The organism is Massilia aerilata, assembly GCF_042656905.1.
GTDB classification, from domain to species: domain Bacteria; phylum Pseudomonadota; class Gammaproteobacteria; order Burkholderiales; family Burkholderiaceae_D; genus Telluria; species Telluria aerilata.
The window spans coordinates 400762-415526 of sequence record NZ_JBHSMZ010000004.1 but is presented as its reverse complement, the minus strand read 5'-3'; the positions used below and the strand labels follow the sequence as shown (position 1 = coordinate 415526).

Annotated in this window: 15 protein-coding genes; 2 read left to right on the top strand and 13 right to left on the bottom strand. The window is 61.7% G+C overall.

What is annotated here, in order from left to right; genetic code table 11:
- The first annotated feature begins 18 nt into the window (after positions 1-18).
- Positions 19-243: a hypothetical protein gene (locus ACFPO9_RS06765; RefSeq protein WP_379768728.1), complete on the top strand. Its 225-nt coding sequence runs from the start codon at positions 19-21 to the stop codon at positions 241-243.
- A gap of 37 nt (positions 244-280) precedes the next feature.
- Here the strand turns inward: ACFPO9_RS06765 and ACFPO9_RS06760 are convergent, their stop codons facing one another.
- The 5 genes from ACFPO9_RS06760 to ACFPO9_RS06740 all read right to left on the bottom strand — a co-directional run bounded on the left by ACFPO9_RS06760 (position 281) and on the right by ACFPO9_RS06740 (position 3741).
- Positions 281-742: a hypothetical protein gene (locus tag ACFPO9_RS06760; protein ID WP_379768726.1), complete on the bottom strand. Its 462-nt coding sequence runs from the start codon at positions 740-742 to the stop codon at positions 281-283.
- Between the two features lie 117 nt (positions 743-859).
- On the bottom strand, positions 860-1168 hold the full coding sequence (locus tag ACFPO9_RS06755) for a hypothetical protein (protein ID WP_379768724.1): 309 nt from the start codon (positions 1166-1168) through the stop codon (positions 860-862).
- A 26-nt stretch (positions 1169-1194) separates the two neighbouring features.
- A complete protein-coding gene (locus tag ACFPO9_RS06750) occupies positions 1195-1761 on the bottom strand; it encodes a DUF4755 domain-containing protein (RefSeq protein WP_379768722.1) in 567 nt (188 codons plus the stop codon).
- Between the two features lie 170 nt (positions 1762-1931).
- Entirely contained in the window at positions 1932-2849 is a 918-nt protein-coding gene (locus ACFPO9_RS06745; RefSeq protein WP_379768720.1) for a helix-turn-helix domain-containing protein, read from the bottom strand.
- Positions 2850-3438: 589 nt separating this feature from the next.
- Positions 3439-3741, bottom strand: coding sequence for a hypothetical protein (locus ACFPO9_RS06740; RefSeq protein ID WP_379768718.1), 303 nt, complete (start codon positions 3739-3741; stop codon positions 3439-3441).
- A 64-nt stretch (positions 3742-3805) separates the two neighbouring features.
- Between ACFPO9_RS06740 and ACFPO9_RS06735 the strand changes: the two genes are divergently transcribed.
- Positions 3806-3982 carry a hypothetical protein gene (locus tag ACFPO9_RS06735; RefSeq protein ID WP_379768716.1) on the top strand — a complete coding sequence of 59 codons (177 nt, stop codon included), beginning with the start codon at positions 3806-3808 and terminating at the stop codon, positions 3980-3982.
- Between the two features lie 26 nt (positions 3983-4008).
- On the opposite strand, the gene ACFPO9_RS06730 is transcribed toward ACFPO9_RS06735, so the two are convergent.
- The 8 genes from ACFPO9_RS06730 to ACFPO9_RS06695 all read right to left on the bottom strand — a co-directional run bounded on the left by ACFPO9_RS06730 (position 4009) and on the right by ACFPO9_RS06695 (position 14759).
- Positions 4009-4419, bottom strand: coding sequence for a holin family protein (locus tag ACFPO9_RS06730; RefSeq protein ID WP_379768714.1), 411 nt, complete (start codon positions 4417-4419; stop codon positions 4009-4011).
- A complete protein-coding gene (locus tag ACFPO9_RS06725) occupies positions 4419-4979 on the bottom strand; it encodes a glycoside hydrolase family 108 protein (RefSeq protein WP_379768712.1) in 561 nt (186 codons plus the stop codon). Before ACFPO9_RS06725 ends, ACFPO9_RS06730 begins: the two co-directional genes overlap by 1 nt.
- A complete protein-coding gene (locus tag ACFPO9_RS06720; protein ID WP_379768710.1) occupies positions 4976-5323 on the bottom strand; it encodes a hypothetical protein in 348 nt (115 codons plus the stop codon). Before ACFPO9_RS06720 ends, ACFPO9_RS06725 begins: the two co-directional genes overlap by 4 nt.
- An 89-nt stretch (positions 5324-5412) precedes the next feature.
- Positions 5413-5934: a hypothetical protein gene (locus ACFPO9_RS06715; protein WP_379768708.1), complete on the bottom strand. Its 522-nt coding sequence runs from the start codon at positions 5932-5934 to the stop codon at positions 5413-5415.
- Positions 5934-6371, bottom strand: a complete 438-nt coding sequence (locus ACFPO9_RS06710; RefSeq protein WP_379768706.1) for a hypothetical protein — start codon at positions 6369-6371, stop codon at positions 5934-5936. Before ACFPO9_RS06710 ends, ACFPO9_RS06715 begins: the two co-directional genes overlap by 1 nt.
- Positions 6371-7342 (bottom strand): hypothetical protein, encoded by a 972-nt coding sequence (locus ACFPO9_RS06705; protein ID WP_379768704.1) that lies wholly within the window; start codon positions 7340-7342, stop codon positions 6371-6373. The genes ACFPO9_RS06710 and ACFPO9_RS06705 overlap by 1 nt, the downstream gene beginning before the upstream one ends.
- Positions 7342-8949: a phage head spike fiber domain-containing protein gene (locus ACFPO9_RS06700; protein WP_379768702.1), complete on the bottom strand. Its 1608-nt coding sequence runs from the start codon at positions 8947-8949 to the stop codon at positions 7342-7344. The genes ACFPO9_RS06705 and ACFPO9_RS06700 overlap by 1 nt, the downstream gene beginning before the upstream one ends.
- A complete protein-coding gene (locus ACFPO9_RS06695) occupies positions 8946-14759 on the bottom strand; it encodes a DUF4214 domain-containing protein (protein WP_379768700.1) in 5814 nt (1937 codons plus the stop codon). The genes ACFPO9_RS06700 and ACFPO9_RS06695 overlap by 4 nt, the downstream gene beginning before the upstream one ends.
- Between the last annotated feature and the right edge of the window lie 6 nt (positions 14760-14765).

Sequence of the window (14765 nt, the reverse complement as noted above, 5' to 3'; positions counted from 1 at the left end):
TCAATAACGGAGGTTGACATGAGCTACCAATGGATCGACGACCACGGCCTTGACCGCAACCCGCGCACCGGCGCCCTCGGCGAGCGCCGCACCGACCACGACACCGCCGAAAAAATCCGCGATGCGCTGCGAGCGCGCAGCGTCCACGCGGCGGCGCAGGCGCTGGAGCATCAACACGTCGATCTGGCGACGGCCTTGCGGGTGCTGGCGAAGCAGGAGTGGCGGCGGGCTTGTCAAGGATGAAGCAAGGGACGCGAGCGGCAAGGACGAGCGGCGTTCGCTACGACTTGACGAGTGTCGCTCGCGGCAATCGTTGGACGTATTCGCGCAGCTCGATGAGCGGACGGATGCGGCTTCGCATGCTCGACCATGCGCCCAACAACAGGATGCCGAGCCCGAACGCGGGAAGCAGCAGAATGCCGAAGATGAGGGCCAAGCGTGGGGCGAGCGCGAGCATTGCGGGAAGCGGTGGGACGTCTTCAGCGAAAGTCACACCGTCCGCCTGCTCGAACGCGATGAGCGTTAGGATTGAACCCTCTACCGGCATGGCGACGTGCAATTTCAATGCTTGGCCGCTGCGCAGCGCGGGCTCGAGCACGTCGTTGAGCCTTTCGGTCGCGCGCATTTCACCGATCTTCTTGCCGCCCTCGAACTCGATCAGGGAATAGGCGACATGGGTGCCAAAGTGGGCGGCGTTCCAATTTTTCGCCACGCCGCTGTAAATTTTGATGTCGAGCGCCATGAGGTGTCTTTGAATTTGGTTAGGGGCGGCGTCCAGGACGGACGCCGGATTTTTTGCTTGGACGGCTTCGTTGGGGGGACTGGTCTATATCAGCGAATTGATCGTTTCGCTCATGTCTCAACCACCATTCCCGACAAACATCCAGCCGTCGCCCTCTTTCTTGAATCGGCCGGTGGATCGGCCTCCAACGGGGCTGTCGATTTCGCAATTAAACCCACCCAGCTCCGCCTTCACGCATCTGAGCACTTTAATTTTTGCGAGCTCCTCTTTCTGGCTCTCGATAGCCTCTTTTCCCATCAAGCGCTCCAACTGTCTCGCCATCGCATCCTGCACGTTCTTGTCGGTTGGCGCAGACTCGCCACAGCCTGACAATGCCACGCTGCCGATCATCGCGACCAACATGGCCACGCAATGTGCTCGATTCATATTCGTTCCTTGACGATTGGGCTAAATTAAGCAGCGGCGCCACCTTCATTGACTTCCTGCCGCAGCAACTCCATCCACCGCTCGCGAGTCGCTGAATCCTTCATTGCGACGCGCCACGTGGGAGAGTCGAGATCGCGAAACGTTAGAAAAAGGCCGGTATTGGCGCGCGCATCCCTTTCCATCCGCGCATTCGCCCCCGCCGCCATAACACCATTGGCGACGCCGAAGGCCGGTGTCACCCTTCCTGCCCGCTCGTCGCGGATCGCCCATTCCCGAAGCTTCTCGTAGCCATACGTGCGATAGGTTCCGCCCTTGAGCACACCGACGATTCGCTGATCGCGATTGATGGCGATGCCGGTGCTGTCTTCGCTGTGATCGAAGCCGCTACCCGGCGCGACGCCGACGTCGTCGAGCATCTTTTTATGCGCCTCCTGGCGCCGCTTCGATCGCTCCATCGCGAACCAGACCAAAGCTGAGGTGGGAGCCCACCCGATGGCAAAGACCGTCAGCTTTGCCAATCCACCGGGGGCAAACGGCGCGAACACTGAAACGATCAGTCCCCAAACCACAAAAACGCCTGCCAACAATCCCATTGATCTCTCCCATGATTGCGGCGATGACGCCGCCCTGTAGAACCGCGCAGCGCCTCAGGCACGAAGACGTCGCGGCATGGATGAGAAATTAGCGAAAGTTGACGAAAAAGAATTGAATCGGCGCGACATGGCGTGACCGGCGACGCGCCGGGACAACACCAATCTGGCGCTTACAGTTGGTCGAAGTTCGATGGCGGACGCATGCCCGCATGAGGGCGCCGATATGGCAGGCGAGGCGTAGCGCCATCCAACGCCGTGTCGTCCCGAGCGATCTCGACAAGCATTCGCGGGGTCATGCCGCAAGCTGCCCGGAACGAGCGGCTCATGTGCGCGGTATCGGAAAATCCGCAGTCGGCCGCGATGCTGGTGAGGCTATCTCCCGCGAACAGGCCCGCCGCGACCCGCATCATGCGGTCGGCCCGGCGCAGCGCCTGCGCCGTCAGGTCGACTTCCCGAAGACTGCGCTCCAGGGTGCGCTTGTGGCAGCCAAGCTTTTGCGGCAAAAGCGAAAGCGGCGCCAGCCAATCGTCTTCGATCGCTCTGGCGACGTCGGCGCCGACACCGTAGCCGCGCCCCAGGATTTCAGCCAGGTGCGACACCGAAGTTGGGCGGGACAGGCAAGCGCCACCGCTCTGAACATGTTCGAGCACCGTCGATATGACGGTCAGCGTTGCGGTCCTGCACGGGCCCGGATCGTCGGCGCGCGTGAGCAAATCGCGCTCCGCAGTGAATCGCTTCACGCCTCGCTTGCTTGAATCGCCAAGCGCCACATTCGTTCGCACAGCGATGTTCGCGCTCGCGTTGTAAACGTTGTAGCCGCGAAGCGCGCTTTCGACGCGATTCACGTTTGCCAAAAACACCATGGCCGGATTGATATCCGTCTCCAGAAAATCTCGCACCAGGCGCTTGATGCCCTCTTCGCCGATGCCCTCGCGCGCGCGCTCGCGTCCCGCAGCGTGATAGCGCTTGTATGCGATATGGCCGTCCACCGCATGCGCCACGGCCGCGGCGAAGCGGCGGTCGGCGCTCCACCCTGCTTTTGCTTCCAGGGCATGAACGACGGTATGGTAAGCGAGTGCTTCGCTCATCGCGCGCGCTCCAACATCGCTGGCTGCTGGCATCCTGCTCTTGGTGTCAAAAGTTTAATAAAATTATATTAATACTATATTTACCATCCGACAACGGCTTTGACGAAGCGACGGCTTTTTAGCGTAAAGCCAAGCCCGCGCCCGAGGCGCCCAGCACGTGGCGGGTTAGTCTGGCATGAATGCATTTCACTTGGCTTGAATCCGCGCGACAGACCCTGGGATGCGTTCGCGTATCGACAAAGCGCTGGCGATGCGCGTTTTATTGATGGCGGAGTGGCGTCGAAAACCGACGACCGGGCTTCCGGTGCATGCCGATGCATCGCCAAATTGCCCGTCCACTTCTGGGCCACAACGCTTGCTTCCTCAAACTACCGAACCCCAGCCCTAACGCGGTAAAATGGCAACCCAAGCCCGGCCCCCTGCCGGGCTTCGACTAAAAGCCATGAACGTCCCACACGAAATCAACGCCGCCGCGGCCAAGGCGCTTGCCTCCGCCGAAAAAGTCACGCCGATGATGCATGGGTATTTCCCGCTATAGGGAATGGCAAAGGAAAGCTGAAGTTACGCCAAAAGCTACGCTATCATTCGATCATCGAGGTACTACCAGCACCGACCATTCTTGGATGTACTCCGGCCCCTTTTCGCCTTCAGGCCGCTCGACACCCCATAGCATCATCTTCCCGTTCTGAAGACCCATCAGCCGGACGTCGCATAGGATCGGGATCAATGGCTCGCTGACGTGGTCGTTCGGGTTGCGCAGCGCTATGACGCGCTCCAGGTTCCACTGCTGGCCGGACATCACCAGGACGCCCTCGGCCGGGATAGCGTTGGCTATTTCCTGATCCGTCAGGCGCTGGCCGCGGTTCCGCAGCCGTTTCACTTTTGCATACATGCCGATCAGTATAGCGCTTGAGGTAGCGCAAGCTCTGCGTCAGCAGCGTAGGGAGAATAGCCGGATGACTACCGATCGCCCGAACTCTCGCTTGTCCGCCGACGTCGAACTGGCCCTGACGCTGGCCAAGAAGACGGGCGTACGCGCCGCGGCACGATTCCTGGAAAAGCGCGGCGCCGGGTTTGCGCTTATTTGCCGGGTACTGGCTAATCCGGAGCGGCGGCGAGTGCCAGCGAAGTGACAAATCGCCAGGCAGGTATATTTCGTTTAGGCAGCGCCCTTGACCTTCTCGACGGTTCGCAGAGCGCCGAGCCCAAGCATGCCCATCAGGATCGTGCTCATCTCGGTAAAGTCGAACACAGGAAGGGTAATCGGGCGGCCAGCCATCGCCATCAGCACCACTGCGGATGGCCCCAGAATGAACTTGAAGGCAAAGGCGGCGCCGCACACCCAGCCGATCGCCGGGCGCCAGCCTGCCACGAACAGCGAGGTGCTGGCGGCTTCGACCTTGTTGATTTCCATCTGGCCTTGAGCCATCTGCAGGTCGGCATTCAGTTGGGCCAGCTCACCGGTCTGTGCAAGGCGCATCACTTCCAGCTTGGCGTCGGCAGCAGCTTTGGGATCCGGGAACAGCTTGTCGAGCACGTTGCCGAGAATAGGAATAAGGGTCTGCCACATTATGCAATCTCCACGCGGTTGAGCAGCCAGCCAAAATAGAAGTCCTCGTTTTGCGGCCTGGCCTCGGTGATGTCCAGGTAGCGCACGCCCTGCTGGCAGTTGAGAGCGCGAAGAATTACGGTTTCGCCGTCGGCACCACGCTTGGCCAGGCAGGCGCGCAGGGCAGCGATTGTGGCCGCGCCAATCCGGCCATCTACGCCGATGTCCGCGTAGTCTTTCCCCTGACGGTTCAGCGCATTCAGGATGCGCTGCAGCCATGCGCCAGGCAGGCTGGCGCCTTGATTGACTCCTGTGTCGAACATCTCTTCGGCGATCCGCGGCGAAACGGCGTGCACCTGGTCGAATCCGGGCTTGACTAAGTACTCGTTGCGATAGATGGTTGCAGCGGTCGCACGGGGCATCATCGACATCGCGCCCGTGTAGCCATTCCGGCGGGCCGTCGCCGCAGTGATGCCCCACATGGTCTCGCCACCTGCATCGTTGATGTTGAAGGTGTAGCTCCCTTCCCTGCCGATCAGGTCGTCGATCATCTGGTCAACGCTTTTACGCTGGGCCATCATCGCATCACCGAGATCTGAAAGTATTTCCACGCCGCGAGCAGCAGCCAGCCGAGGGCTCCCAGCGTGCCGGTCTTGGCTACATTCACCAGCGTCTCGCGCAGCATCTTGTTGACCAGCTCACGCCGCTCGATCACCGACTGGTGATAGCGGCGATGCCCGTCGACATCGTCGGCAGGGAAGCCGGAAAGGAGACGCTCATTCGCCGCCTGCAGGCCGCCTACCTTCTGCGAAAGCTGCTCGACGTCGGCGCGCATCTCCAGCTGATTGTCGCGCAACTCAGTGAGTAGCGCCACGAGTGGCATCCCGCCCATTCGTTCCGCTTCGTGCTGCCATAATTGGTTCATATTTCCAAATTCCCTGTTGTGGTGGGTATGGCCACATCATGAGGATTTCCCTGTCTCAATTCTCGGAAAAGTGGGACAGATTTCCGACGTTAGACGGCGCCCGGCAACGCCGCACCAGGCGGGGCTGGCGGCTGCAGCCAGCGCTGAATCGGCCCCTTGCGATAATCGGCCATATGCAGGTCGATCGGGCGCGCGCGCTTCATCACGCCAGGGTCGAACAGGCGCACACCGCCGGCGAGAACGATGGCAAACGCCAGGTCAGAGCACCACCAGCAGCTGTCGTCTGACCAGTCTTCCGAATAGGTGAACGGAATGCCGACGGCGCCGGGCCAGTCGTACCCCTTTCCCACCTGGGCCTCGGCGAATGCGCGCGCTGCGTCGACATCCGGAACCCATACCGGCATGTCGCGGTAAATCGCCACGCCTTCCATCAGCTCTTCGATGGTGCCGGCGCGGCAGCCGTGCGTCATCGAAGCCTCATAAGCGCGGTCGCCAATGATGGCGATGGCGTGGCTAAACTGGCGCGAGCCGGCGGCGATCCCGATCGCGAGACTGAGCGGGTTGTAGGGCCAGCGGCTGGTGAGGCGGACTGTAACGAAGCCGCCGCGCATCACAGGCCCGCTGCAGTGATGAACAACTGGTCGAGTGCTTCTTCGTCCAGGCCAAGCTCCTGACCCAGCAAGACGACCAGGGGCCGGTCTCGCAGGACGGTGCTCGAATAGTCCCACTCGATGCGAGCCGTTTCCCTCTCTGGGCTGTCCAGCGAGTCAATCGCCGCGTCGACCAGCGAGAGTTTGCCGTCGCCGAGCAGTGCAAGCCGGGCCTGGCGCATGGTGACTTGCTGCGGGACTTTGGCGGGCGCCGGCGGTGCTGGCGGCGCCAATTCGATGCCGTCGCGCGCTTCGTTGGCGTGATAGGAGGCCCAGGTGACGGCCAGCTCCTCGGCAACGACGATCATGCAGCCGGCGTGTTCCTCGGGCGGCGCTTGCAGGTAGCAGCCGGTCAAGGCACCGGTGGTGTCAAACGTGACGTATCGAATAGCGTCCATCAGGCTACCTTTCTAAATGCGAGTTCAGAGTACAGCTCGTTTTGGCCAGCGTTGAGGGCGAAGCCGCCACTCGATGTCGTGCCGGCAGCCTGCACCAACGAAAACTGCTTGTTTCCGGATGCCCAGGTCAGCCGGAACCCTCGCACGAATGAGCGGCCACTAGTCGACTCGGTCGTGCCGACTGACACGATGGTGCCGTCGGTGATGTTGCGCACGTACACGCGGTGGGATGAAGCCCCCGACCACGCGTTTCCGTCGAAGTCGTAAGTGCCAGGCGGAAGCATGATGACGCCCCCGCTCAGCGATGCGCCGGCGATGGTGTTGACTGCGACAGTATTCAGCGCCCGAGCCTGCCCGCTCGTATAGGCCGGCGCGTTCACGCCACTCGCGTATTCTTCGCGCACGTAGATAGTCGGGGCGATCAGGTCGCCAGCAGTGCCCTTGTCGCCAGTACGCTGGAAGAACAGCATCACCGGCTCGTTGTTCGCAAACGGACTTGCCGATGTCGAGGCAATCGGCGACACAGAGATGTTTCGGTAGCCGCTCGGCGCCGCGCGCGCAGTTACGTTGAAGTCGAGGAACTTGGAGGGATCGGACTGCTTGGCAATCCGGATCTGCCCCTTGACCGCGCTGGTCGATGCGTCGAACGTGTCGATCAGCCCCGTGTAGTCGACCGTATCCATACCTGCGAGATCGAGTCGCAGAGTGGCGGCAGCGTTTTGGGTGGCGTTGTCCAGGCGCAGGAATCCGGCGCCCGGATCGCCGTCCGTGGTCGTCGTGCTGAACTTGTACGGCATTGCATAGACACCGCCGGCCTGCAGTGCATTGAGCGCCGCGAGCGTGGCGTTGATCTCACTGCCCCACTTTGGAAAGTTCTGCATGACGTAGGCCATGGCATTGTCAAACGTCTGCTGATCCTGCGAGCGCCCCGGAAGCTGCGAGGCGTCGAGGAATGTGGTGATGCCTGCCATTAAACAGCCCCTCCGATGGTGAGATTCATAAGTGACCTGGTTGCGTACTGGATGACGTTCTTGAAGCTTTCGTAGCGGCCGTAGACCGCAGTGCTACCGTACGGGCCGCCCACCCAGACAATTGGCTTTTGCCGCACTTCGAACAGACGCGCCTCCAGGTAGTCGATCTGGTCGTTGTCGACCATGACGTCGCAAGTCATGCGCTTGGCGTAGGGCCGGATAACCGTGCTGCTCGTACCGTCGAAGTTGAACGTAGTGCTCGAGTAGTCCTTGCCTTCGGTGGACAGCCCCATGAGTGTCGGGCCGAACTCATCGATCGGGCCAATCGCGCACATGCCGCACTTGGCTACGCCGCCGATTTTGCGCAGGCTGATGGTCACCAGGGCATTGGCGTAGACGGGCATCTTCAACGTCAAGAAATAGTCCCTGCGCTTGATGCGCTTGAAGCACCAATTGAAGAATGAGCTTCCGGAATTCGACTCGATCAAGGTCGTCGTTTCGCCGTACACCAGCCCTTCGACCTGGTCGACCACGCTGATTCGCGCCTCGTCGACGCTCAGGTTGCCGAGGTATAGCCCCTGGCTAATCGCTTGCGGCGACAGCACCATCAGGATCTCATCGGGATTTGTGGTCTGGGTGTTGTTGTACTGGTCCAGCATCTTCTTGCGGTTCACCACAGTGCCGAGCGGCAGCCACGAAGCTGTTTCGGTGAGCGCATGCCCTACGTTGCCTGCGATGACCGACTGATAGGTCAGGTAGGTCGCCGGGTCATAAACCAGCGCATCCTTCGCGTAGGCCGTGCCAGCGCTGTACGGCGCCTCGGTGATCGGAACGTTGGAATACACCAGGCCAGCACCAGGAGCGATGATGTCAGCAGCGCGAGTGGCGGCCGCTGCGGTTGTCGGAATGTAACTGGTGGCCTTGCGGCCTTGCTCAAGCTGCGCTCCCCAAAACAGATGACCCTCGCCGACAGCGTACGCAGGCGCAAGGATAAGCTGCCCTGTAGAGCTGCCCAGGCCGATCATGGTGACTGCGTTTCCTGCGGGGAGCGTGCCCGAAATTGCGATGCGAACGAGTCCGGCCGCTTCTTCGAGAAATTCACATGTAATTGTTCCGGCCGGTAAGGCAACGGCAAAATATTCACGGGTGTCGAGGTTGATGCACACCCTAAACCCGGTGGCGAGCTGCAAGAGCACGTAAGGCGATGCTGCAAGCTTGCCGACGAATACCGAGAGCGTCCAGTCGCCCGCAGTCAGCACTTGGGACTGGTATCGGTAGCCGCAAACCGTTGATACGCCATTCAGCTGTGCGGCGATCAGGTTTGCCGACATTTGCCCATCCGGCGCCAGGGCGAAATTTTCCGTTGCGACGCCGGCATTCGGGTCGGTCGACCACACGGTCGCAAACCGCTCGCTGTACTTGAGCGTGTTCGTCGCCACCCCCTCCACCAGCGCATACGGCGCCTTCGTCAAATCACCCGGGTCATACGTCACCGCCAGGGTATTAGCCGGCACCTGTAGCAGCGTGCCGGTTCGGTCATATACCCACTTGGGCGACGCGCGTGTGCAGGCCACGTCGCCCAGGGTTACGGGGTCAACAATAATCATGCGGTGACTTCCTCTTTGATGACCTTCGTTGCAAGGGGCTTTTCGCCGTTGATCGCGGCGTCAAGGTGGCCCTCGGTGTTGAGAGAGCTCTTGGCGATAGACTGCAAAGCCGCCTCTTGCCGCTCGATTACCACCTGCTGCTTCGCTACAGTTGCCGTCAGCCGATCTACTGCGGCAGCCAGCACTTCGTTATTGCCTTGAGGGTTGGCCGCGCGCGATAGCACCGAGAACAGCAACCGGTTATCCGCTGCCGGAATGACAGCCTCGCCTGCGTGCAAATACGCCGGCATGTCCCGCGGCACAAAGTTCGTGCCGACCGCGAACGGGTGCAGCGTCTTGTACTCATCCGACCCCATCATGGCGGCCTTGATGTTGCTGAGCGAGGCCCCCGTTGCCAGAATGTCCTGCCAGTACTTCAGGCCCGCCTGATCCGGGGCGCGGTCGAACAGCTCCTGGTAGTAGCCCGCGATGGTCGACGTGCCGGCAACGACCGGATTGGCTTGCGCGGCACCGATCGACGACTTGAAAGCGCTCATCGCCTGCGCCAGGGACAGCGTTGCAATTGACTGGCCGTTCAGCGCGTCGATCTGCGCTTGACCGTTGGCGACGATGTCGTCCAGGCGCTTGAGCTGGTCGTTCAGGGCATCGAGCGACTTCTGCTCGACCGACAGGGAATCGTCGGTGATATCCCCAAGCTTCGAGATATCGTTCTGCGTCTGGAGCAGGTCCCGCATGTAGTCGGCGTACGAGCTGAACTGCCCCGATGCATCCTGCGTGACCGATCCCAGTGCTTTCTTGAGCGATTCGACTTGCGCATCCGACAGCGAGCCGCCTGCCTTCGTGATAGCCAGGTCGGCGCGGATCTCGGCTTGCGCTGCCGCCCGTGCATACAGCTTCTGCTCTGGCGACTGGAGCGAATCGAGCGTGCCGTGCAGCGCCTGGGACAGCGACTGCAGCTTGTTGAAGGCTGCGGTATGCGTGTCGACCGAGGCTTGGATTGCCGTCTTCTCGCGCGCCGTTACCTTTTGAAGCACGGAGAATGCATCGTTGACGCCACCAAGCAGGGTCGCGGCGTTGGCTTTGACTGCATCGATGGCTGCTGCCTGAGCCTTGACGGCCTGCACCTGGTCGAACAACGAGCGGTTGCTCTCGTCGAGTGCATCACGCTGCTTGGCCAGAAGCTGGACCGACGACATGGTTGCTTCGTCGTACTGGTCTTGCAGACCCTTGCGCTCGTCCGCTGCGCGCTGCAGTGCCGTTGTTCTGGCATCCTCAGCATCTTTCGCTGCCTTCGTTGCTTGGATCTGATCGAACAGCGACCTGTTGCTAACCTCCAGTGCGTCACGCTGTTTGGCCAGCAGCTGGGCCGACGACATGGTCAGTTCGTCCAGTTGGTCTTGCAGGTCCTTTCGCTCGTCGTAGACCTTCTGCCCCGCGTCGGCGATCTGCTTGATTGCCGGCGCATACTGCATCAGGGTGGTGTACGCCTGCGCGCCAGCCTCGGTCGTCGTGTCCAGACCGACCACGAAGTCGCGCAGCGCACGCATCGCACCTTCGCCCGATGCTTGAAGACCGTACTGGTCCAGCACCGGCTGCACGCGCGCCTTCAGGGCGTTGGCCTGTTCCTGCTCGCTGAAGAAGTTCGTCAGGAAGTACTCACCCTGGCTGGTGAACTTGTCCAGCCCGCCGGCCAGCTGCACGAGGCGGTCGCGCGCGGCAACCGATGCAAGACCCACTTCGCCGAACGTCTTGCCGAAGGACTGGAATACCACGTCGATGGTCTGATATTCGGTCGCCACGCGCGACAAGGTTTCGAGGTAGCCTTCGCCGACCTGCTGGAGCTCCTGCAGGCCGCCGACGGCATACTGCGCCATGTCGTCGCCGAGCTTCGAGAAGACCGCTTCCACCGCCTTCTGCAACTCGTCGCCCTTGAGGTCCTTCAGGCTGACGTGCCCGATGTCGACCACGAAGCTGTTGAGCTTCGCCGTGAAATCGTCCCCAGACAGGCCCAGCAGGCTGCCGGCCGACTTCACGCTGTCAGCCAGCGAGGTGATGATCGCGGTGAACTGCGCGTTGGCGGCGTCGGCCAGCGGGTTGCTCTGCTCGCTGTGCTTGTCGCTGCTGAACCAGCCGCCAGACGTGGTGATATCCGCGTACTGGTACGCATGCGCACCGTTGCCCATGATGCTGGCCAAGCTCGCGGCGTCCATCCCGAAGCCGGAGTCGGAGACGCTTTGCTTGCCGCCGAAGACCGACGTCATCAGCTTTTGCACAGCCGGGATACGGCTCAACGCCAGTCCGGCCAGCGCGCCGATTGGCCCCATGACGCTGCCGATCAGCGAGACCATCGATCCGGCAGCGAAGCCCGCAGCGGTAAGCGCCACGGTGCCCATGTTGGCGCCGCTGACGCCACTCTTCAGCGCGATGTCCGGGTTGCTAATATCCGTGCTGCTTACCAGATGGCTGGAGAAGGCGCCGATATTGCTATCGATGCTTCGCAGGGTGGCGAGCATGCCGTTGCTGATCGCCAGGCCCTGGTACGTGTTCTTCTCCACCGCATCGAGCGCGCGCTTGATCGACTCGGACTTGGCGTCGCTGTCGCCGAGGATCGATCCGGCGCCCTGGGCCTTCTGGCGCTGCTGCGACAGGCTGACACCACTGCCGCCGACGCTGCCCATAATCTTCGCGCCAATGCCGACCACTGCAGCCAGGGTTGCGGCGCCGGCCGCGAGGTTCAGCGGGAACGGCATCGAGGCGATCGCTTTCACGACCGCCGTAATGCCCCAGGCGCTGGCTTCGGTAGCTGCCAAGCCAGTGGAGGCCGCGGAAGCTGCCGCCTCGCCGGTCAGCCTGGTCGCGTTCAACGTCGTGTTGGCGGCAACTTCGGTTTCCTTGAAAAGGATCTTCTTCGTCATCGACTCGAGGGCCATCACCATCTCAGCGGCGCGGTAGGCCTTCTCGACGCCCTGGAGGACTGCGTACCCTTTGGAGTTCTCGTTGAAGAACCCTTTCGCGGCACTGGCCATGTCGCCGTAGCTCTTGATTTGGGCTTGGGCCGACGCCTCGGTCGCCATCTGGTTCGCGCGCTGGATCTTCACCGGGTCGCCGTGGGCGTCCCTCAGCGAGTTCGCCAACTGGGCCGCGATGGCTGCCTGGGTGCGCTCGAAGCCGGTCAGCGCCGTGGTCATGCCGCCGATGGCCTGGCCCATGGTGCCGAACGACTGCGCCATGCCCTGCGCGGCCGACTGCGCTGCCTGGTCGAGCGACGACATGATGTCGACCATCGCGTTCAGGTCCTGCAACGGCTTTTCGTAGAGGTCCTGCTTTACGGCGCCGACGGTGACCGCTTGAGCGCGTTCACGCAGCGCGGCGGCCTCGTCACGGATGCGCTGGGCGCGTTCGCCTGTCAGGTCGAGGCCTTCTGCGATGATTGCCTCGGCGTCCTTACGTGCAGCCGCTTCCTGCAGGCGCATGGCCGTGAGCTCGGCAACTTGCCTGGTAGTCAGGCCGATCTGTTCGTTCTGGTCGATCTGTGCTTGGGTCTGCTGCCTGAGGCTGGCCAGCTCGGCTTGCTCTTTCTCGATCAGGTCGGACGAGTTTCCAACGGCCTGGCGATAGTTCTGCTGCTCGAGCAGGAAGAGATCCTCTGCCTCTTTCTTTCGAGCGTTATTGATCTTGGTGCCGATGACGGCGACCTTGCCGGCCAAGTCGGCCTGCTCCTTCTCGCTGTCGGTTTTTCGACTTGCCAGCGCAAGTTGCTGGGAGAGTGCCGCTTTCTCTATCCCCAGCGACTCAATCTGTGCTGCCGTCGTGCGCTTGATTGCCGTTTCGCCATCGATCTGACCAGTATTCCGCAGGAATTGGATATGCTCCTGCTTTCGCTGGTTCAGCAGGGTTTGCACCTCAGCCTGGTGGGTAATGGCAGCGCTAGTCAGGTCCAGGCTCTTCGCGTAATCCTTACCCGCCTGCGATCCGTTGAACGTGTCTGCGGCCAGCTTCTTTACCGCCTTGGCGTAGTCGTCTTGTGCGATTTGCCCGGCATCGAGCGCACTTTTCAGCGCAGCCAGATCAGCAACGTAGGACGCGCCTACGCCGGTCATTTTCTCTCGGAGATCGGTCGCGGACTTGCTGCTGGCGTCGAGGGTCGTCTTCAGATCTTTGCCGACCTCCACGACCTTTTTCAGCGCGTCATATTCACCTTGGTACGTGACCATCTCAACAGCGTCGGATGGCGATAGCGCGGCCCCCTGTGCCTTCAGGTCGTTGATTTTCTTGAGCAGTTCTGCCATGCGTTCGACTGCTTCTCCGCCCTGGGCAGCAACTGGACCCATGCCGGCCTGCCTGGACAGCTCGACTCGTTCGCGCAGCTTCTGATTCTGCTTTTCCAGGTCACCGACGATCTGCTCCGTCATCTCCCCGACGTTCTGCGAAGCATCGGCCGTCGCTTCGTCCTGCTTTTGCTTGTACCAGACCCATGCCGTTGCGGCGAGGCCGAGAACGGTAATAATCGCGCCGACCGGCCCGCCCAGGAGAGTTAAGGCGCGCGAGGCCAGACCAGCGGCAGCGCCGCCAGCTGCAGTCGCACCGGTCAGCGTGTTCTGGGCGGCGGTCTGGGCGGCCAGCGCCGCGGTTACCTTCGCGGAAACGGAAGCCTGCTGAGTCCCAAGAACCGCCAGTTCGGCCAGCATCGCCGTGCGCTGCGCTTCAGCAACCTGCAGTTCAGCTGTCGCCAGGCGAACCGTTCGTAGCGCGAAGCTTTGTGCTCCCGCAGCGGATGCTGCGGCAATGGACGCCTCGGCCGCGGCAATGCTCGTGTTCGCGCTGGCGAGTTTGGCCACAGCCTCCTCGCGCGCAACCACGATCATGGCTTGAGTCGCCGTGAGCTGGGTGGTCTTGGCAGTTGCGCTCGCAACATCAGCCTCTGCTGCTGCAATAGTCGCTGCCCTTGCCGTGGCTGTCTCGGTAATCTGCCGACGGGTCGCCGTCACCCATCCATCGATCGTGGTGGCGAGTTTTGCCGTAGCGACGGTCGCCACGGCGCCGGCTAGCAAGGTCAGGTTATCGGCCAGAACACCGACGCCGAATTTTGCCGCATCTCCGACTCCGGACTGCGAGAGCTGAAGCACAAAGGCGCTCCACTTGTCCGACAGGTTGCTGATCGCACCGTCCAGAGTCGCGGCGCGCAGCGCCATAGCTCCGGCGAAGTCTGTGTTCCCGAGCTTCTGGAGGAAACCCTGGATCTCGTCGGCATTTTTACCGACGGTGATCGTGGTGCCTTTGAACGTGAGGGCCACCTTGTCGCCAGCCTGGGACGCGGTAATGCCGAATTCCTTCAGCCGTTCGAACTCCCCGGTGGCAGCATCGGCGACGGCCTCGATCATCTGGTCGAGTCCTTTGCCCATCGCGGAAGCGGTGTTGCCGTAGGACCGTAATGCCCGCTCGGAGGGGTCCAGGCCAAGATTCTTCATCTTGATGAATGCTTCGGTGGCCTCCGCCACGCTGTACGGTGTGGAGGATGCAAAGGCCTGGAGGGACTTGAACGTTTGCGCCGCTTCCGCGGTCGAGCCGGTGGCGGTAATCAATGATGCGTTGAGCTTGTCAAAATCACGCTGGGCACCGAGCACTTGCTCAGCGATGGCCTTCATGCCCAGCCCGAAGCCGGCAAACGCCGCCAGCTCCTTGAGGGAGCCTTTTGCAGCCGTCGTAAGCTGCCCGAACGAACCACCAACGCCTTCGATCTGGCGCTGCGAAGCCTGCGCACCTTCGACAGAGAAGCTGATGACGGCGCCAGCGCCCGGTGTAAATGCCATTTTTCT